A 21,079-nucleotide genomic window follows, 5' to 3' on the forward strand; every position below is an offset into this window, starting at 1 on the left:
AATAGTGAAATAACAATTAATATTCTATATATCCTTCTTTCCATTTTATTTATTTTTAAAGTTTTTACCTAACATTATTATAATTGATCTTCATTAAAACTCATTAATGGAATATTACCCAAGGTTTCCATTTTTTTAACTAAATCTGTGTGGAAAAGCATTTTCATTATTCCTTTTGAGCTTCTTTCTAACATTGTAACCATGTCTGCTTTTTTTTCATTTAAATAAGATTTTAATGCCTCAAAAACATCTTCAGAATAGATTATTTCTGTATCAATTTTATCATATTTAATTTTTTCATTTAATAGTTCTTTAAACCAATCCATTTTATTTCTGTCCGTATCATCTTCTTTTAATGAAATATGAACAATTTTTATAGTAGCATTATATGGTTCCGCTATTTTAACTAAATCATAAATTGCGCTTATATCATTTTCTTCAAAATCTGAAGCATAAACTATTGTATCAATCTCAAGAGAATTTTGTTCTTTTGGAACTGTCAATATAGGGCATGGTGCTTTTTCAATAAGTTGTTTTGCTGTATTTCCTAAAAGTAATTCTTTCAATACTTTCTCACTTTTAGTACCAGTAATTATCAAATCTGCATTTAGGTTATTTGCTTTTTTTATAATTCCTTTTACGATGGATTTATCTTCAATTGCATCAAAACTTAGATCTAATTTATCTATGTCACCTTCATAATTTTTTGTGCAAAAATCAACTAGTTTCTGGTAATGTATTTTGTACGATTTTTCTTCAAGATTTTGATAAGGTTCTGCAAGCTCTTTGCTGAAAACTGTTGGATAATCAAAAACATGAATTACAAATAAACTTGCATTTAATTTTTCACTTAAACTAAAAGCATATTTTAACGCAGGTATTGCGTTTTCTGAATAATCTGTAGCGTGTAATATTCTTTTCATCTTATGAAATTTTAATACATTAATAGCTCAAATTTAAGAATCTAAAACAACCTATAAAATGACAAATATCAACTTATTAAACATAAAATTTATAACATAAATAAATGAACCTTGCCTGAAAATATTTTTTTTAGAATTTATTTGTGCTCTGATTTAGCGTCTAAAGAATCATTTTTTTACTCCTAATTTCATTAAAATTGTTTCCAATAAGCACCATTTAGTAAAGGCAGATTGCAACATATTTATTCCTATAAACACAGTAAACCAAATCCAATTTTGGTTAACATACACTGTAAGCACAACACTTAACAAAACCATTACACCAACGATAGCTCTAAAATATTTATTTAACATTTCTATTTATTTTTTAAGTTTATATAAATTTTTCTATTGGAACAACAATCGCTTTTATTGGATTATTTGTTTCAACATGATTATTGAATTCTTCAATGATTTTGAATAAATCATCAATTTTATCTTTATTGGTAAAAGAGAAAAACATAATTGACTCATTCCCAATTTTTCCCGCTGAAAACCAATTAGAATCCATTAACAATGAGGGTGCATTTTTATACCCAGCAATATCTGCACTACTAAAATTTTTAATATCTGCTTTTGTAAAGATTTTTAAAACATCTTTTTGAAATTCTTCAACCGCGGTAACTAATACTAATTTCATTATTTATAGTTTTTACGTTCAATCATATAATATACTAGTGGCACAACCAACAAAGTCAAAACAGTTGAAACAATTGTTCCACCCATTAAAGAGATTGCTAATCCTTGAAAAATTGGATCAAATAAGATGACAAATGCTCCTATGACCACAGTTCCTGCAGTTAATAAAATAGGGGTAGTTCTCACTGCTCCTGCTTCAATTGCAGCTTGTTTTAAAGGAACACCATCTGCCAATCTTAAGTTGATGAAATCAATCAATAAGACGGAGTTTCTTACCATAATTCCGGCCAAAGCAATCATTCCAATAAATGAAGTAGCTGTAAAAAATGCACCCATAATCCAGTGACCTAAAATAATTCCTATAAGTGATAACGGTATGGCAACCATCATAACTATCGGAGCTTTAAAATTTTGAAACCACCCAACAATTAAAATATAAATTAAGATAATAGCTCCTAAAAATGCGATTCCTAAATCTCTAAAAACTTCTAATGTAATCTGCCATTCTCCGTCCCATTTTACGGTATAATTATCTTCAAAATCTGGCTGACCCAAATACATTTCATTTAAAGTATAGCCTTCTTGCAATTTTATTTTACGCAACTTTTCTTCCATTCCTAAAATGGCATAAGCAGGACTTTCTAACTCTCCAGCCATATCCGCCATTACATAAACTACACGTTTTTGGTTTTTACGATAAATACTTTTCGCAGCAATTGTTTCTTTAATTTCAACCAAATCTGCAATAGGAATCATGTTTCCTTGTTTAGATTTCACTTTCAATTGAGAAATATCAGAAATTGTTGATTTTTCTTTTTCATCTAAACTCAAAACCAATCCAACTTGATTTACAGCATTTTCATCATATAAATTTGTAATAGGACTGTTAGATAAAGCCCTGTGCATTGTATATGCAATTTGCTGAGGAGCAACCCCATACAACATTGCCTTTTCTTTATTTATTTCAAATTGATATTCTTTTTGATTCGCTTCAACCATCCAATCTACATCGACTACATCCACTGTGTTTTTTAATATATCCTGAACACTATTTGCAATGTTCATTTGCTCATCGTAATCAGGTCCATAAATTTCAGCAACTATCGTTGACATTACTGGTGGGCCCGGAGGAACTTCAACCAACTTTACATTTGCATCATATTTAGAGGCTATTTTCTGAATTTCTGGTCTTAATAATTTTGCAATTCCATGACTTTGAATATCTCGTTCACCTTTATCAACCAAGTTCACTTGAATATCTGCCATATTACTTCCTCCACGTAAATCGTAATGACGCACCAGACCATTAAAAGTAATTGGCGCAGAAGTACCAATATAATTTTGGTAATTCACCACTTCTGGCCTTGTCGATAAATATTGAGCAATCTCTTGGGTAACAACTCCTGTTCTTTCTAAAGTTGTACCTTCTGGCATATCTATTACAATCTGAAATTCGTTTTTATTATCAAAAGGTAACATTTTTACCGCAACAGATTTTGTAAAAAATAAGACCATTGTTCCCATTAACAAGACAAAAGTTCCTCCTAAAAATAGCCAACGTTTTGCTTTACTCTCTAATAGAGGTCTTTCAAATTTGTTATAAATTTTATAAATAAAAGTTTCTTCTAATGGTTTTTGTACTTTCTCTACTCCTCCTTTTTTATCTTTTTCTCTTAAGAAAATATATCCTAAATAAGGTGTAATTGTTAAGGCTACAAATAATGATAAAATCATTGCTATTGAAGCTCCAATTGGCATTGGCGCCATATAAGGCCCCATTAAACCAGAAACAAAAGCCATTGGTAAAACAGAGGCTATTACAGTAAACGTAGCTAGAATTGTTGGGTTGCCAACTTCGTTAATGGCGTATAAAGCAGCTTGCTTAAAAGGCAATCGTTTCATCTTAAAATGCCTATGCATATTTTCGGCAATAATAATTGAATCATCAACTACGATACCCGTAACAAATACCAATGCAAAAAGCGTAATTCTATTTAATGTATAATCTAACATGTAATAACTCAACAGCGTCAAAGCAAAGGTAATTGGCACTGATAAAAACACGACCAATCCACCACGCCAGCCCATGGCTAGCATTACAACCAAAGTAACAGCAAAAATAGACCCTATAAGGTGTAATAATAATTCTGATACTTTATGAGAAGCTGTTTCACCATAATTTCTGGTAATTTCTACATGTACATCATCAGGAATTAAAGTTGTTCTTAAATGACTTACTCTATCTAATATTACTTCTGCAATCTTCATTGCATCTGCACCTTTTCTTTTTGCAATAGAAATAGTAACTGCAGGATATTCAGATTTGTACGTTTGAGACTTCTCACTCGCTTGTCCAAAACCTAAAGACACATAATTTTGTGGCACTTCTGGCCCATCGATAATTGTAGCAATCTGTTTTAAATAAATGGGTTGATGCTGTTGAACGCCAACAACTAAATTTTCTACATCTGCAACAGATGCTAAAAACGTACCGGTATTGACTAGAAATTCAGTATCATTTTTATCAAAACTCCCTGATCTTAATTGAGTGTTATTGGCTTTTATCATTTGAGAAACTGATAAAAAATCTAATCCGCTTGACGCCAATTTATCTTTGTCTAAAACCACTCTTAATTGACGATTTCTTCCACCAATTTTATGTGTAATAGAAACATCATTTACTTTCTTTATCTCCGTTTCTAGTTCTTGTGCCATTTGGCTTAATTGATAATCACTATAGCTTTCACTCCATAGCGTTAATCCCAACATTGGTACATCATCAATCGCACGTGTTTTAACCAATGGAAATGTAACACCTTCTGGCATTTGATCCATGTGCTTATTAATTTCATTGTATAATTTAACAAATGAGCGCTCAATATCTTCGCCCACATAAAACTGCACAATCACCATTGCTTTTTCATTCATTGAAGTAGAATAAACATATTCTACACCTTTAATATTAGAAATTAATTTCTCTAAAGGCTTTACAACTCTCGTTTCTACTTCTTTTGGACTCGCGCCGGGATAACCAACAAAAATATCCGCCATTGGCACATCAATTTGTGGTTCTTCTTCTCTAGGAATTAAAAACGAACTATACACACCAACAACCATAAAGACAATCATTAGAAGCACTGTCAGTTTTGAACCAATAAAGACTTTTGCAATTTTTCCAGCTAAACCTTCTTTCATAATATGCATATTTTGGGCGTTTTAATAGGCTATTCGTTTCAATCTTTTTTTACCATTTATAAAAGCAAAAAAAGTATTTTCACTGCTATCCTTAACGCGATAACTCTTGACTAATTTTTTATTTTATTGATACCTGCAAAGTTTTTTAAACTGAGCGAGATTATAATAAATACAATAACTATTTATTACTACTGAATACTAACTTTCGCTCCGTTAAATAGTTTTGTTTCAGAAGAAACTATATACGACTCATCAGAATTTAAACCTGATAACACTTCCACTTGATTTCCATAAATTCTTCCCAAACGCAACCAACGTAGCATTGCTGTATTGCTCTGACTTACGGTATATACTCCAGATAATTGACCGTTTTTTACAATTGCATCTAAAGAAATTAAAACTAATGACGATTTTACTTTTCTTTCTACAGGAAATTGCACTGTAGAAAACATTCCCGATAATATAGTTATAGCTGTTTTTTCTAAATCTATTTTCACTAAATACTGTCCTCCAGTATTTTTAGCAGAAGTGCTTACTTCGCTAACTTTTCCTTTAAGTGTTTCTTGCATAGATTTGATTAGAACATTAACAGTTGTTCCTTTTTTAATTTGTAATATTTCAGTTTCAGGAACCATCGCTATTACTTCAAAATCTTTAGGAGACTCTATGCTCATTAAAGTGATTCCAGGGCTTGCCAAATCTCCATTTTCTATATTTTTACTAGTGATTACACCACTAAAAGGAGCTATAATATTTGCATACACAAATTGTGCATTAATTTCGTTTTTCATTTGCTTTGCAGATTCTAAACCTGCTTTGGTCATTTCATAATTAGCAGTCATATCATCCATTTCTTTCTGGGTAATACTATTACTCCCAAATAAATTTTTAAAACGGTTGTGATTTTTTTCAGCATTCTTAAAAACAGTATTAGCTTTTATAATTCCTGCATTTACTTGTGCTTTTTTAGCTTGGAGATCAGTATTATTAATAGATACTAACAACTGTCCTTTTTTAACTTTATCTCCAACATTTACGTATACCTTTTTTACGTACCCCATCATTCTTGTACTTACATCGGTCCTATTAGACGCTTGTATTTTTCCACTTACCGACAAAAACTGATTATTACTATTTGTGGCAACTTTACGAACTGTAATTTTAATTACAGGCGAATTATCTGTTACTACTTTTTTATCTTCACTACTGCAGCTAATAATGAATAAGGAGGCAACTATTAACGAGATGATGTGTATATTTTTTTTCATTTTGACGCTTATTCTTTGGTTATAAATTCTAAATAAATTTGTGTAAAATTGTGTTCAAAAATTGTTTGGAAATGTTCTAATTGCTTTTGTGCAAATTGCGTTTCTGCCATTAATAAATCTGAAGTCTTTTCTAATCCTTCTCGAAATCTATTCTTGCGAATTCTTAATGATTCTTTAGATTGTTGAACAGATAAAACTGTTAAATTTAATCTGTTTTTTGCATCTAATAATTGGCGCTTTACTTTGTTTAACTCTAAGTTACTTTTAGAAACATATTGAGTATATGCTAACTTAGATTTTTCAAATTCAGCTTTACTTTTTTGCGCTTTTCCAAAACGTTTTGAACCTTGAAAAAGATCCCAACTTATCTGTGCGCCAATTAAATAACCATTTGCATTTCCTTGAAAAACTTTGCTATCGTAAATTTCATAACTCCCAAATGCATTTAAACGCGGTAAAAAAGCCATTTTATCTGCTTTATTCAATGCTTCATATCCGTTTGAAGCTAGCTGCATCGCTTTTATATCTGGCCTATTTTCAGAAATAATCTTTTTACCAACCTTAAAACTTAAAACCGTTAAACTTTCTGTTGGTTTATAAACAACATAGTTTTCATCATTCATTAAAAATGATATATAATTTGAAGCATTTTGTACATTACTTTTTGCTGTTTGTAACTGATTTTTAACTTCTGTAACTCGTACTTCAACATTTAAAACATCTGTCCGTTGCAAAAGCCCCTGTTTAAAGTTATTATCTGCAATTTTTTTATTTGCATTTGCAGCTTCTAAAGCTTTTTCCAAAACTTCAACGGCTGTATATGCCAACTGCAATTGCATATAAGATTTTTCAACTTCAAAAAGTAAATAATCTTGAATACGTTCCGTTTTTAAAGACACTGCATTCATTTTAGATTTTGCAGCTTTTCGCTTATAAAAACCATCTAAATTGATTAAAGGTTGCTGAATTTCTAACTTTGTTGCAAAATTTTGAGTTTTTGTTGGATTGTTTAACAAAGAAGGATTAAAATCGTTTTGTGTTAATATTTCCTGATTCAATTTAGAACCAAAAGCCATTAAAGGATTTGTTGTTGAAAATCCGGTATGACTTGCTGTAATGTTTGGTAAAAATACTGCATTGGTTTGCTGGAAATCTCCTTTTGCAGCCAAAACATCTTGTTGAGATATTTTAAGAGTGTTGCTGTTTTCTTTTACTTTAGAAACAACTTCACTTTTAGTCAACATAATTACTTCTTGACCCCTTATAAAGGAAGAGAGTAAAATTAATGTTACTATTAATAATTTAGTTTTCATAATTGTATTCAATTAATTTTAGACAAAATTAAGGCAGGTTAAAACACTAGTTTGTAACATTTGTTACTAATAATCTTAAACAATATCTCTCTAAACAGATTGCGATATTTTTAGATAATTTTATAGTTAAGTCATTTTGGGAATCAAAGAACTTGAGGATAATAGTGTATCTATCCTTTTTTGAATTTTAAACTTTATAAGTAAGAAATCTAGTATGAGTACTCAATTAAAAATAACAATACTGCTACTTTTTTCACTAAAAGCTATTTAATGTATGTTGATAAAAACAAATACTAATTTCTCCATAATTTGAAATCATACTTTCAGGGAAGCTGCTAAAAAAAAAGCGATCAACTACATAGTAAAGATTATAAATTTATAGAGTTTAAAATCTATAACTTACACCTATAACAGCATAAAAAGTAGTGTCTAAATTTTCCTTTGTAACTATACCGTCAATTATCAAAGTAGTTGAGTTTTGAGGTAATACGATTGCTGGTAGAAACATAAATGTAAATGAATCATATACATACCACATTGGCAAACTAAACTCTAGAGCCATCATATTAAATTTTTCACTTTCTTGAATTACTACTTCAGTTGTTGTTTGTGTGCTACCGTCTCCTTCTCCTTCTCCTTCTCCTTCTCCTTCTCCTTCACCCACTGCTTTAGAACTAAAACGATTATTAATATAGTATTCTTCATAAAAATTTTGAGTTCCGAAATAAATTCCTATCGTTGGAGAAATTTGAAATTCTGTTTTTTCTGAAACAAAATCATGACTAACTTCTGATGACAAAAAGAAATCTGAATCATTATTTTTATTAAAATACGTATTGGCTGTTACACCTAAATTAATGATATCCAAATCATAGATAATACTAGCAGTTAAATCTGCTTCAACTTCTGAAATAACGTTATAACTATCATCATTAAAAAAGTATTTTGTAAATGAAATATCTCCAGTAAGTTTCTTAATACTAAAATCATATCCGGCAGTAATTAAAAACAAATCTATTCTAGATTCACTAGATTTCGTTAGATATGAAAAAGAACCACTTGCGTATAAACCAGATTTATTGTGATAAAGGATTGAAGGATACAAATATGGAGTCGCTATAGAATCTTTTCTTCCCATAAAAACGGCATCATTAATAAAATTCACATTTAAAGAAACATAGGATGCTTCTTTCTCCGTAATGTTTTGTCCCAGTGTTATATCGCTGAATAAAACAATGAGTATAATTAGTATACTATTTAGTTTTAAATTTTTCATCACATCATATTTTATATTAAAAAAGGGTTTATAAAACTATAAACCCTTTTTATTACTGATTTATGACTTTCTCTTTTTACTCGTTACTTTTTTAATAGTAGTCTTTTTTTGAGCTTTCTTTTTTAATAAGTTCTTGTTTGCATTTATCTTTTTCTGAATGATCATTTTTCTGTGTGTATATGTATTTCGATACATTTTACCATCTAAATTTAAACACTCACCGTCCTTTAAACGCAACTGTTTTCTCTCTCTTGTTAAAAGTGCTCCATCTGGACTTAATTGAGACCCGTCACTTAATTGTAATTGCTGTTGTAATCTTGTTTGTTCTCGATTTCTAATCTGTACAACATCACCATCAACTAACATATAATGAACTCTATTTTGATTTCGTTCTTGAACTTGACTCTGTGAAAGCCCTTTATTCTCTTGCTGAATTTTATATCTATATTGATATTCATTACGATATTTAACGCCATCTTTATCTAAACATTCACCATCTTTTAAACGAAGTCTTTTCTGGTCTCTAGTTCTATATTTCCCATCTGGGCTAATAACAGTTCCATCATTTAATGTCTGGTTAATTCTTAATCTAGTTTGAAGTTGATCTCTAATTTGTAAAACATCTCCATCTACTAACATTAAATGTACCTGGTCTTGATCTTGAACTTGATCTTTGTCTTGTGCTTGTATAGCCGCTGTTCCTAGAACAACCAAAGCTATTAGTAATATAATTTTTTTCATAAGTACTATATTTATAGTTAAATTCTTTAGCTAAATTAGGAACAAAACTTACATTACAAAATGACCCAGGTCATTGAAAAAACTTAATGTTTAGTGCTTTCATCTTATCAAATTTCAGCGATAAAAAGAAATTTTTCAATCTAAAATATTATATAGTAAAATAAAAAAAGACAGATTTAAATTCTCTTTTCTATAGAATTAAAATCGACCTTAAGCTTTAAAAAAATAATTATAATTTAATTGTTTTTCTTGCACAATTAGAATCGTTTTTAAAAACTAAAACATTCTTTCCCTTTGTTTTGGAATAAATATGATAATTGAAAAAAAAAATGAAGCGCTTGTTTTTAAGAAGGAATATTTTACTTTCTACCGTAAAAAAAGATTTAAATAATTTATATCTAAAAATCCTTTGGTTACCAAAAAGTGCAATGCATTATTTGAAAAGTAAAAATGGTATTGATCTCAAAACTAATATGCCTTTAAAAAATAAAATCTCCAAAAACCTCAAATAAAATCAGCTACCTTTGATTTCTCTATTCTTTTTAATTCTTCGTTAGTTTAATAAATAACTCCATTCCTTGCCTATTATGAAATGAATTATAACATTTTGTAAAAACATCCATTTTAAAATATGATTCGAAATAAGCTGTGTATTCTTTTCTATTTCCACCAAAAGGTGGGTGATCAGTATTCAGTTTTGCATCAAAAAGCAACCCAACTAATTTGCCTTTTGACTTCAACAAATCTTTCATTTTGTATGCATATTTTTCTCTTAAATTCGGGTCTATAGCACAAAAAAAGGTCTGTTCTATTGCCAAATCAAAAGTATCATTCAAATCAAAAAAATTACCCAAAATTAATTGTGAATTTGGAAAATTTGGAACTCTTTTTTTTATATTTTCTAAAGCTGTTTTAGAAAGATCTACAACATATACATTTTTAAAACCATTATTAAAAAGGTATTCTGCTTCGTAGGAATTCCCCCCTCCAGGAATTAATATTTTTAAATCTTTATTTATCAGTTGGTCAAAATAGGTTTTTAAAGGTGCCGATACTTCTCCTAAATCCCAACCAATTTTATTAGTTTTATACTTATTTTCCCAAAATTTTTCAGATAAAATCATTTATTAATCGAATAAAATTGCAATTTAATGGAATACTATCCATCAACTCTCTCTTCACAAAATAAACCCTTTTTAGGGAGATTTTAGTTAACGTAAAGAAAAATATTGGCTAAAAAGCTTTTTTAGATTCTTGATATTAATCTCGTTTAAAAAATTTTAAGGAAAAAAAACTCTTCTTTTAAATTATTGGTATCCTCTAAATAAATTCAAGAAATTGAAAACTTTGTTAGAGATCATCCCTTAGCTCGTGATGAAAGAAGATTTTATCTCCTTTATTAGAAAACCAAACTTTAGAACTGTAGACAAAAAAGAGCATCTGAAATTAATCAGATGCTCTTCAACCAATACTATTATTATAATCAACCAAAATTATTAATAATAGAAACTAACTCATTTTTTTGTACCGCTCCAGATTGCCTCCAAACTTGTTTACCTGATTTATATAAAATTAAAGTAGGTACACCTCTAACTTGATACTTAGTTGCTAAAGGTTGATTTTTATCAATATCAATTTTAATAATAGAAACTTTATCTCCTAAAGCATCTTTTACTTGTTTTAAAATTGGACTCATCATTTTACACGGCCCGCACCACTCCGCAAAAAAGTCTACTAAAACTAATTTATCTTGATTTATAATTTGGGAAAAATTGCTCATTTTTAAAAAATTAATTACTCATTTTTTTTATCCTATTTTGCATTCCTATGCCTCTGCGTCTATTATAATGATCATCAAACCACTCTGGCTTCTCAATTTCATTATCAAACATATAATCTGAAATTAGTTTTATAGCTTCTTCTGGGAAGGCTTGTTTTTGCATCAACCCAAAACGTTTTACAGCTCCATACATTTTTGCGTTTTCTATTGTTGGGTTTTTAATCCAACTTTGCATTGATTTTATAAACGCTGCTTTCGTGGTGTTCTTATTTATATAATGCTTTTTAATGGCAATCATTGGAGGAGCAATTCTGTTAGATTCTGCTGCTGTTGGACTGTGACAAACGTAACAGTTCGTTTGCATTAAACTTTTACCAGGATATTCTTGATTTTTTGAAACTGACTTCTTAGTTTCGTAAGATGGCTTTTGAGAATTTTTACAACTAAATAAAAAAGCAAATAGTATAAAAAGCGTAAGTGACTTCATCTTTTTTTTATTACAAAAATAAGTAGTATCAAATTTCTATTCTGTAACTAATGTTACAATTCTAAAACTTTTATACTATTTCTAAACAACTTTATTTTTCCTTCATTTTCTAGTTTTTTTAATAGCCTAGATATAACAACTCTAGATGTATGTAAATCCTCAGAAATTTCTTTATGAGTTACATGTAAAACATCATTATGCACAACCATTGCTTTGTCTTTTAAGTATTTAAAAAGACGTTCATCCATTTTTAAAAAAGCAATTGTATCAACTGCTTCTAGTAGTTCATCCATTCTACTATGATAACTCTGTAAAATATATGTTTGCCAAGTTTTATATTTCCCTAACCATTCTAACATTTTTTCTTTTGGAAGCATAATTAGTTCTACGTTTGTTTCTGCAACCGCTCTAATTTTACTTTTTGTTTGTCCCATGCAACAAGAAAGCGTCATGGCACAGGTATCTCCTTTTTCTAAATAATATAGAACTAACTCTTCTCCATGCTCATCTTCTCTCAGAATTTTAATCGCTCCAGAAATTAATAGTGGCATCGACCTTATATAATCTCCAACTTCTATAATCTTGGAATCTTCTATAAATGCCTTAGAAATTCCTAATTCACTTATTTCTGAAATTAAATCTTCTTCAAAAAGGTAACCAAAATTGGTTGTTAACTTATTTATAGCTTCTAACATTTAAAATATATTTACTTTAATTTTATAAATTTAGTGAAATAAAAATTAGGTGAAAACTTAGGTTCTAACACATGTTTTACGCACTAAACTATTACTATTTAGGTTTCTCGCTATTGATTAAAAGGAATACTGCAGCTACTAAGGCTAAAGACACAAAAGCAAATACACCAATCATAATGGTGCCATTTGTCCAAGAAACTTGTGGTAAGGTTAATAAACTCATATATTAATATTTGAGCATAAAAGTAAATCGAAACTTACATTTAATATATGAGCAAAATCAGTTTCTTAAAAACTTATATTTAAAATATCTCCACTTAGTTGTAAAAGTTGTAATTCTATCAACTTTGCATCAAATTTTGCATTGTTAGAGGCTGTTTTAGAATTGATTAAATTAATCTGTGCTTGCCTAAATTCTACAGAAGTAATTTGACCTAATTTATAACGTTCTTTGCTTCTCTCAAAATTATTTTGGGTAGTTAAAACGTTTTTTTCCTGCGCTTTGAGAATGAACAATTGGTTTTGATAATTTTGCCAAGTATTTTTTAGATTATTTTCTATAGTTACTTTTTGTTGTTCCAACAAAATTTGTTGATTTTCCAAAGCAATTTTTGAGTTCGCTACTCTTGTTTTTGTACTTCCTCCATCGAACACATTCCAAGATAAACTTAAGCCAGCATTTAATCCGTTTGCTGTTGATCCAGCTAAAAAAGAAGTTGCTGGATTTTCACTTTTATTCCAACCATAAGAAGTGTTTAACCCTAAAGATGGGAGATAATTAGCTTTGTTTACCTTAATATTAAACTCGCTAATAGCAATATTTTTTTTATTTTGTTTTAAAAGCGAATTATTCACCAAAACCTTCTTATTTAGATCTTTAAAATTCATTATTTCAATAAAATCTACTTTCGTTTCTACTGTATAACTTACTTCTTTCTCAACACCTAAAATTATATTTAAACCTCGCTTTGCACTGCTTAATAGTTGATGAGCATTTATTGACGTAATGCTATCATTATTTACATCTACTTCTGCATTTAGCAAATCTAATTTGGTAGATTGTCCATATTCGTATTGATATTTTGCACGCTGTAATCTTTGTTTAGAAATAGATAAAGCTTCATTTAAATTTTTTTTATTTTCTGACAGTCTTGCAATTTGAAAATAGGCTGTAAATAACTGTAAATAAGTATTTTCAATCGTTTCTTTTGCTTGTAATTCTGTTAAATTATAAGTTTCTTTTAATTGCTGATAATTATATTTTCTACCCAATCCATCAAAAATTGTATAATTTAAGTTTAGGGATGCATTATAAGATTTTGTTACAGCGCCATCTATACTTATAGATGTGCCATCTTGTCGATTAATTGTTTGATTATCTCTTCTATAATTTGCACCTGAAGAAACAGCTACTGTTGGCAAAAAACCAGTATTATAAATACTTGTATTGTTTTTTGCAACTTCTAAATTATTATTTGCAATTTTAATTCCGAAGTTATTTTCTAAAGTAATTTTTAATGCATCTTTCTTGGTAAGAATATCTTGAGAAAACCCCGGTAAAGTCGATAAAACAACGACAATTATTATTTTAATTTTATTAAATTTCATCTTCATCAAATTTAGATTCAATAATAGCTCTTTCTACTTCTTCTTTAGTAATTTCATTACCAGTTTTTAACCATTTAACGCCCACTTTAATGGTGTTAGAAACAGACAATAATAACGGCAACATTACCAATGTTAAAACGGTAGCAATAGCAATACCATAAGCAATTGAAATAGCCATAGGTATTAAAAATTGTGCCTGTCTACTTTTTTCAAAAATTAAAGGTGCTAAACCAGCTACCGTAGTTAATGAAGTTAAAAAAATAGCTCTAAAACGAGATTGACCTGCTCTTACCAAAGCATCGTCAAATTTTATTCCTTCTTTTAGATAATTATTAAATTTTCCTATTAGCACCAAACCATCATTTACCATAATTCCTATCAAGGCAATAATTCCTAAAAAGGATAAAATTCCAATCGCAAAATTGTGAAAATAATGCCCCCAAATAACACCAATCATACTAAAAGGAATCATAACAATCAGTAAAACTGGTTGACTATAAGAACGGAATGTAAAAGCAATTACAATATAAATTAACAGTAAAATGATTGGGCCAACCAGGTTTAAAGAATCCGTAGTTTTTTTGGCTTCTCTATTTTGCCCTTCATACATAGGAGTAACTGTTGGGTACTTCGACAGAATTTCTGGCATAATATTCGTTTTAATATTATCTAAAATTTCGGTCTCACTTGCACTTAAATCTTTTAAGTCTGCCGTAATTTGAATTTCCCTTTTTCCTTCTAAGTGGTTTATTGCAATATCTCCTCTTTCTATAACGTAGTCTGCAATTTCAGAAAATGGTATTCTTGCTCCTGCTGGTGTTATAATGCGCATATCATCTAAATTTTTAATAGAAGATCTGTCTTTTTTATCATAACGCACCCAAACTTTTATTTCGTCTTGCCCCCTTTGAAACCGTTGTGCTTGAAAACCAAAAAAGCCACTTCGAACCTGCGCCATAACTGTTTGAAGGTTTAGACCTAACACATATGCATTGTCTTTTAAGGTAATTTTAACTTCTTTTATTCCTGCAGGGTCATTGTCTGTAACATCTTTTAACAAAGGATTGTTTTCTAATTCTTCCTTTAGTTCGTCTTTAACAGCTTTTAATTCTTTAATATTATTTCCTAATAAAGAAACTGCAACTGGGCTCCCACCAAAGTTACCCCCAGAGCCAAAAATCAAACTTTCTACCCCGTATACTTTGCCTACTTTTTGCTGAATAGCATTTGTAATTTCCGGCGATGAAAAATCTCTAGTTTCGCCAGGCAAAAGGTTTACACTTAATGTTGCATTTGCGCTTCCCGGACCTACTCTTTTAATTATATTTTCAACAACTTGTAAATTGCCAGTTTGTTTTTCTGTATATTCTTTATTCACCAACCAAACTCTCTCCTCAATATAGGAAATCAAAGAATCTGTGATTTTCTCATTCGTTCCTTGTGGCATATTTAGAGTAATTTGCACTCTATCACTAGCGATTCTTGGGAAAAAGGAACTCTTAATTACACCTCCTGTTAACGCAGAAAAGCTTATTAAAAGTGAGGCTACAAAAACACAAAAAATAAAAAATTTATTATGTAAAGAAAACTTTAAAAACGGCACATAATAAGTATCTCTAAATTTTCCTAAAAGAGTATCTGCACTTTTATTTATTTTCTTAAAAAATCTATCAATTTTATTTGTTTTTTTCTCTTCTCCGTTTTCTAATTTTTTTCTATCCAATGCTTTAGAATGTGCAATATGAGCAGGAAGAATTATCAATGCCTCAATTAAAGAAACACTTAAAGTAAGTATAACAATTGTAGAAACTTCACCAAAGAAACTTCCTATTCTCCCATCAACAAAAAAGAAGGTAGAAAATGCAATTATTGTGGTTAAAATCGCTGAGACTATTGGAGGAATTACTTCCATTGTTCCGTCTATAGCCGCTCTAATTTTAGATTTTCCTAAATCGTAATAATGGTGATAAATGTTTTCTCCGATTACAATTCCGTCATCAACCAAAATACCAATCACAATAATCATCCCAAATAAGGATAAAACATTAATAGTAACACCTAATTGTGCAGCAAATACGAACATCCCTAAAAAAGATATTGGCAAACCAAAAGCCACCCAAAATGCCAAACGTAAGTTTAAAAATAATGCCAAGAAAAAAAGTACTAAAAGTATTCCTGAAATTGCATTTTTAGCCAACAACCAAGTTCTGTCATTTAAGGTAGTACTTCTATCACTTGTAACACTTAACTGGACATTTTGCTGTACTTGATTATATTTTTCTATATATACTTTAATTTTATCTGCTGATGAAATTAAGTCTTCGTTATTGGTGTTACTAACGGTAATATCTATTGCTAAATTTCCATTATAATAAAGTCTATCTGGGTTCTCAGACCAGGTATCTCTTAATTCTGCAACGTCTTTTAAACGAATAATATTTCCATTAATTTCAGTTCTTACAATCAGATTTTGTAGTTCAATTCCATAATAAGAACGATTACTTGCACGAATTAAATAATCTTCATCTTCAGTCTTTATGTTTCCACCTGTGATTAAAATATTAGAATTTCTAACAGCGTTTGATACTTCTGTTATTGATAAATTATATGCCCTTAAATCATTTTCACGAACGGCTATTTCAATTTCTTCGTCTGGATACCCAGAAACTGCAACTTGAGAAATTCCTTCAATACCTCGGATATCATTTTCTACATTTCTTGCATATTGTTTTAAAGCTTTTAAAGAAACCTTTTCTCCACTTATGGTAAAACTAATTGTTGGACGATTATTTTCAACTTTTGCAATTACAGGTGGTTCCATCCCTGAAGGGAAAGAAGCAACTCTATCTACTGCATTTTTTACATCAGATAAAACGACATCTATATTTTTTCCTTTTTCTACTTCAACATTTACACTTGCTGAATTTTCTCTTGATACTGAAGTTACTCTTTCAACACCAACAATACCCTTTAAATTATCTTCAATTTTAAGCACAACACCTTCTTCCATTTCTGCAGGAGATGCCCCTGGATATGCCAAAGAAATTCTAATTAATTGTGAATCTACTAATGGAAAAAAGGAAGATTTCATGCTAATAGCACCTAAAATACCAAAAACAAAAAATGCAAGTATAATTACATTTACAGCAACCGGGTATTTTATAAAGTAAGTAATGATTTTTTTCATGCGTTACTTCTTTTTATTAATTTTCACAATCATTCCATCAAAAGCTCCGGGCAAAGTTTGTGTCAAAATTTTTTCGTTATTTTTCAGTCCTCTAATAACTACATTTTCTGCTCCAAAATAAACTGTCTGAATATTTACTAGCCTTAAAATGGTGTCATTTTCTACCGTATAAACAGCACTATTATCCACCAACAATTTTCTTGAAATCTTTACAGCTTCACTTTCAGATTTAGCCACTAAATTTACTTCTAAAAACATTCCTTCTTTTAAGTCTGGATGTTTAACATCTATAAACACCTTTATAGTTTGAGAGGCTTGATCTACTCTGCCATTTACACGTACTACTTTTCCAGCATATTTTTTTGATTTTCCTAAATTAGATAGTACTACGGAATTGCCTATTTTTAGTAAATCTGAGAATTCAGCATTAATTGAAACTTCCATTTCATAAACAGTTGGATCTATGAATTCTCCTAACTTCTGGCCAATTCTCACCAAAGTTCCTGGATTTACTGAAGCTTCAGTTAACACTCCAGAAAAAGGAGCTTTAATTTGATGCTTTGCAAAACGAACTTCTAAATTCTTAACATTATAATAAGCCGTTAAAATTCCTTTACCAGAAATGAAATATTTTTCTTTATCTGATGTAAATACTGGTAATTCAGGAGTTATTTCATTAATGTTGAAATTTTCTAAATAGTTTTCCCACTTCTTAAAATTATTCGGATAATCTAATCTTAAATCTGGCATTACAGCCGTAATTAGATTGTATAGGTTACTTTTTTGAGATTGTAAACTGGCATAAAACTCATCGCTATTTAAACTTAATAACGTTTCTCCTTTATAAAAACTTGTTCCAGCTTTAAACGCTTTTTTTGAAGGCTTTAAAATCCCTTGAACCTCAGAAAATAAATCAATTTTATTTTTTGCCAAAAGACTTCCACTTGCAGATAGAATAATAGGAATTTCTTTGTTCTCTACATTTTCTACAAAAACAGTTTTTACTTGCCTTTTAAACTTTGGTTTAGGCTTTTTATTTTTTTCTACTAAATAGTTTCCTAAAAGGATGGCACCTGTAATCGCTAAAATTCCTAGAATAGCTAGAATTATTTTTCTCATAATTAGTTAATTGGCCTTTCTTTAGATGAGTTATGAAAGATTTTGATTACGCAAAGATACTTTTAAGACATAAGCTATCCTTTATAGTTTAAAAGGAAGTTTGTTAAAAAAACGTTATAATTATGATTTTTAAACTAAATTTTTTAGAATCGATTTTTTTTATCAACTTTATCATATGTTTTAAAATCTAACTTCAGAATTTTTAAAGATTTCAAAGAAGCATATTTACATTTAGCTACAAAAAAATTTCATTGTTATAAAAAATTGCATTTTATTTGAAGTAATAATTATTTAAAATTGAAAACAATTCAATTAATTTGGTGAAATAGTAAATTATTGCCAATAAAAACAGCACAATGCAAATTAAAAAGGCCACTTTAAAGGGCTCTATAAAATTAAAACAATCTATTCATTAATTTGATTTGCTACTCTAACTCAAATACCGCATTATTTTTCTCTTCTGTAGATGAAATTCCTACCAAAATTTGGGATGAATTAAAATGTACAGCAAATATTTATTTTCATCCAAATTTTATAAATGCCTTAGAAAAAAATCATCCAGATATCATTTTTTCTTACATTGTCTTAGTTGATCAAAATAACCAACCAATCGCATTTGCAAGTATAAAAATTATTGATTTTTATATAGATTCCATTAAAAATGATTTAGAGTTCTTGAAAAATATTGGCCGAAAATTACATGTTTTTCCAGATAAAAAACCCCTAAAATTATTGATCTGTGGTAATACTTTTGTGAGTGGAGAACATGGTGTTTTTATTAAAAAAAATCAAGATAAAAAAGTAGTTATAAAAGAACTCGCAGAAAGTATTAATCATTTTGTAAATTCAAATAAAAAGTTAAAAAAACAGATTGATGCTTTTCTAATAAAAGACTTCGCTAAAGAGTCTCTTTTTATTACAGATGAATTAAAAGATTTTAGTTACCATACATTTTCAGTGGAACCAAACATGCAACTTCAACTGCACAACGATTGGCAAAATTTTGAGGATTATTTGGCATCAATGAAAACGAAGTTTAGAGTAAAAGCAAGAAAAGCCTTTAAACAAAGTGCAGTAATTCGTATTGAAGAAGTTACCTTACAAAATATTGACAAAAAATTGCCAAAGATGACGGCTTTATATGAAAAGGTTGCTTCGAATGCAAATTTTAATTTGGGAAGTTTTAATTTAGAAACATACAAAGATTTAAAAGAAAAATTCGCTGATGATTATATCTTAAAAACCTACTGGCTAGACGATAAGATTGTTGGTTTTATTTCAGGAGTTATCAACCAAAAATCTTTAGATGCCCACTTTGTAGGCATTGATTATAATTTAAATAGAGCATATGCTATCTACCAAAGAATGTTGTACGATTATATAGAAATTGCCATCAATAAAAAATTAAAAACCGTTAATTTTGGCAGAACCGCTAGCGAAATCAAAAGTTCTGTTGGGGCAGAACCACAAGGCTTAACTATGTATCTTCGTCATAAAAAAAGTATTAAAAATAGAATTTTAAAGCTACTTTTGCAACGAGTACAGCCAACAGCATTTCAACAAAAACTTCCATTTAAAACTGTAAAAAATCCTGATGAAAAATAGCAAAGAACTAATCGCACTTTTAAATTTAAAAGAAATTAAAAACAATGTTTTTTCTGGAAAAAGTATAACTATTGGAAGTCCTCATGTTTTTGGAGGTCAAGTGCTAGCTCAAGCAGTAAATGCTGCTTATAGAACCATTAAAGAAAATAGATTCATAAATTCTTTACATGCTTATTTTTTAGAAGCAGGAGATTTAACGATACCTATTAATTATCATGTTGAAGAAGTGAGGGATGGCGGCAGTTTTTCTACAAGAAGAGTTACTGCGAAACAAAATGATAAAACCATTTTTATTTTAGCGGCTTCTTTTCATAAAGTTGAAGAAGGTTTTGAGCATCAATTAGCAATTGACTCTGATATAAAACAACCAGAAGAATTATTAAGCTGGGAAGACTTGGTTTCTCAGTTTGGAGATTTTTTACCAAAATCTTTAAAATATTTTTTAAGTATAGAACGTCCAATTGATTTTAAACCTGTTCGAATTCCTAATCCTTTAGAACCAGAAAATTTGCCTGCTAAAGAAGAAATTTGGTTTAAATTAAAAGGGGATGTTTCAAAAATGGATTTACCTTTAAAGCATCAAATTTTAACCTATATATCTGATTATAATGTGCTAAATGCTGCTTTTAATCCTAATGCGAAAGAATATAATTTTAACAATACACAAACTGCTAGTTTAGATCATTCTATGTGGTTTTTTAGAGATTTTGACTTTAACGATTGGATGTTGTTCTCTGCTGAATCTCCGAATGCATATGGTGCAAGAGGTTTATCAAAAGGAAATATTTACACAAGAGATGGTAAGTTAATCGCTTCTTTTGCGCAAGAAGGCTTATTAAGACCTAAAAAGAAATAAGATATGAGTTCAATTACATATGTTTTAACCACAAATGGTGTATTGTTTTTATTAGCTGTTATTTTTTGGAAATTTCCACCAAAAAAAATCAACGGTTTATATGGCTACAGAACACATAAAGCAATGCTAAATGAGAAAATTTGGAATTTTGCAAATACTACTTTTAATAAAACTTTTTTAATGTATAGTGGCTTTTCTTTTCTTGGAGGTTTGCTTTTAGCTAGCTTTTCATTCAAAGAATTAACATGGGAACCTATGGTTTTAGTGATGCTTTCTATTTTAGTTTCAATTATTAAAACTGAAAGAGCCTTATCCGATAATTTTACAGAGCAAGGAAAAAGCAAATAA

The 21,079-nt window shown here is 29.4% G+C and carries 19 protein-coding genes; 3 read left to right on the top strand and 16 right to left on the bottom strand.

Translation table 11 applies throughout. The annotated features are described in order from the left end of the window. Positions 1–77: 77 nt before the first annotated feature. The 16 genes from BLT88_RS13075 to BLT88_RS13150 form a co-directional block, all read right to left on the bottom strand. Positions 78–923, bottom strand: coding sequence for a universal stress protein (locus BLT88_RS13075; protein WP_091955301.1), 846 nt, complete (start codon positions 921–923; stop codon positions 78–80). 168 nt (positions 924–1,091) lie between these two features. Then, positions 1,092–1,277 carry a DUF2892 domain-containing protein gene (locus BLT88_RS13080; protein ID WP_091955304.1) on the bottom strand — a complete coding sequence of 62 codons (186 nt, stop codon included), beginning with the start codon at positions 1,275–1,277 and terminating at the stop codon, positions 1,092–1,094. Positions 1,278–1,296: 19 nt separating this feature from the next. Continuing rightward, positions 1,297–1,602, bottom strand: a complete 306-nt coding sequence (locus BLT88_RS13085) for a hypothetical protein (protein ID WP_091955306.1) — start codon at positions 1,600–1,602, stop codon at positions 1,297–1,299. Then, positions 1,602–4,796 carry an efflux RND transporter permease subunit gene (locus BLT88_RS13090; RefSeq protein WP_091955309.1) on the bottom strand — a complete coding sequence of 1,065 codons (3,195 nt, stop codon included), beginning with the start codon at positions 4,794–4,796 and terminating at the stop codon, positions 1,602–1,604. The genes BLT88_RS13085 and BLT88_RS13090 overlap by 1 nt, the downstream gene beginning before the upstream one ends. Before the next feature lie 188 nt (positions 4,797–4,984). Continuing rightward, positions 4,985–6,064 carry an efflux RND transporter periplasmic adaptor subunit gene (locus BLT88_RS13095; RefSeq protein WP_091955310.1) on the bottom strand — a complete coding sequence of 360 codons (1,080 nt, stop codon included), beginning with the start codon at positions 6,062–6,064 and terminating at the stop codon, positions 4,985–4,987. 8 nt (positions 6,065–6,072) lie between these two features. Next, positions 6,073–7,377, bottom strand: a complete 1,305-nt coding sequence (locus BLT88_RS13100) for a TolC family protein (RefSeq protein ID WP_091955312.1) — start codon at positions 7,375–7,377, stop codon at positions 6,073–6,075. Between the two features lie 385 nt (positions 7,378–7,762). Continuing rightward, complete coding sequence (locus BLT88_RS13105; protein WP_091955314.1) at positions 7,763–8,653, bottom strand: hypothetical protein; 891 nt, start codon at positions 8,651–8,653, stop codon at positions 7,763–7,765. 60 nt (positions 8,654–8,713) lie between these two features. Further along, positions 8,714–9,394, bottom strand: a complete 681-nt coding sequence (locus tag BLT88_RS13110) for a DUF6799 domain-containing protein (RefSeq protein WP_036782786.1) — start codon at positions 9,392–9,394, stop codon at positions 8,714–8,716. A 542-nt stretch (positions 9,395–9,936) separates the two neighbouring features. Further along, entirely contained in the window at positions 9,937–10,518 is a 582-nt protein-coding gene (locus BLT88_RS13120; RefSeq protein ID WP_091955317.1) for a methyltransferase domain-containing protein, read from the bottom strand. A 359-nt stretch (positions 10,519–10,877) separates the two neighbouring features. Then, positions 10,878–11,174, bottom strand: coding sequence for a thioredoxin (gene trxA / locus BLT88_RS13125; RefSeq protein ID WP_091955319.1), 297 nt, complete (start codon positions 11,172–11,174; stop codon positions 10,878–10,880). A 10-nt stretch (positions 11,175–11,184) separates the two neighbouring features. Next, positions 11,185–11,661: a c-type cytochrome gene (locus BLT88_RS13130; protein ID WP_091955321.1), complete on the bottom strand. Its 477-nt coding sequence runs from the start codon at positions 11,659–11,661 to the stop codon at positions 11,185–11,187. Between the two features lie 53 nt (positions 11,662–11,714). Beyond that, positions 11,715–12,356, bottom strand: a complete 642-nt coding sequence (locus BLT88_RS13135; protein WP_091955323.1) for a Crp/Fnr family transcriptional regulator — start codon at positions 12,354–12,356, stop codon at positions 11,715–11,717. A 94-nt stretch (positions 12,357–12,450) separates the two neighbouring features. Then, on the bottom strand, positions 12,451–12,579 hold the full coding sequence (locus BLT88_RS14455; RefSeq protein ID WP_297799581.1) for a hypothetical protein: 129 nt from the start codon (positions 12,577–12,579) through the stop codon (positions 12,451–12,453). Between the two features lie 65 nt (positions 12,580–12,644). Continuing rightward, positions 12,645–13,964, bottom strand: a complete 1,320-nt coding sequence (locus BLT88_RS13140) for a TolC family protein (protein WP_091955325.1) — start codon at positions 13,962–13,964, stop codon at positions 12,645–12,647. Further along, the gene (locus BLT88_RS13145) at positions 13,954–17,151 is read right to left on the bottom strand and encodes an efflux RND transporter permease subunit (protein ID WP_091955327.1); all 3,198 of its coding nucleotides are present in this window, start codon (positions 17,149–17,151) and stop codon (positions 13,954–13,956) included. The genes BLT88_RS13140 and BLT88_RS13145 overlap by 11 nt, the downstream gene beginning before the upstream one ends. Before the next feature lie 3 nt (positions 17,152–17,154). After that, entirely contained in the window at positions 17,155–18,270 is a 1,116-nt protein-coding gene (locus BLT88_RS13150) for an efflux RND transporter periplasmic adaptor subunit (protein ID WP_091955329.1), read from the bottom strand. 417 nt (positions 18,271–18,687) lie between these two features. On the opposite strand from BLT88_RS13150, the gene BLT88_RS13155 reads away from it, so the two are divergent. The 3 genes from BLT88_RS13155 to BLT88_RS13165 are packed head-to-tail and all read left to right on the top strand — an operon-like array spanning position 18,688 to position 21,079. Further along, a complete protein-coding gene (locus tag BLT88_RS13155; RefSeq protein ID WP_231960007.1) occupies positions 18,688–19,875 on the top strand; it encodes a GNAT family N-acetyltransferase in 1,188 nt (395 codons plus the stop codon). Next, positions 19,865–20,731, top strand: coding sequence for an acyl-CoA thioesterase II (locus tag BLT88_RS13160; protein ID WP_036782764.1), 867 nt, complete (start codon positions 19,865–19,867; stop codon positions 20,729–20,731). Before BLT88_RS13155 ends, BLT88_RS13160 begins: the two co-directional genes overlap by 11 nt. Before the next feature lie 3 nt (positions 20,732–20,734). Then, positions 20,735–21,079, top strand: coding sequence for an SdpI family protein (locus BLT88_RS13165; RefSeq protein WP_091955332.1), 345 nt, complete (start codon positions 20,735–20,737; stop codon positions 21,077–21,079).

This window comes from Polaribacter sp. Hel1_33_78, assembly GCF_900106075.1.
Lineage (GTDB): Bacteria > Bacteroidota > Bacteroidia > Flavobacteriales > Flavobacteriaceae > Polaribacter.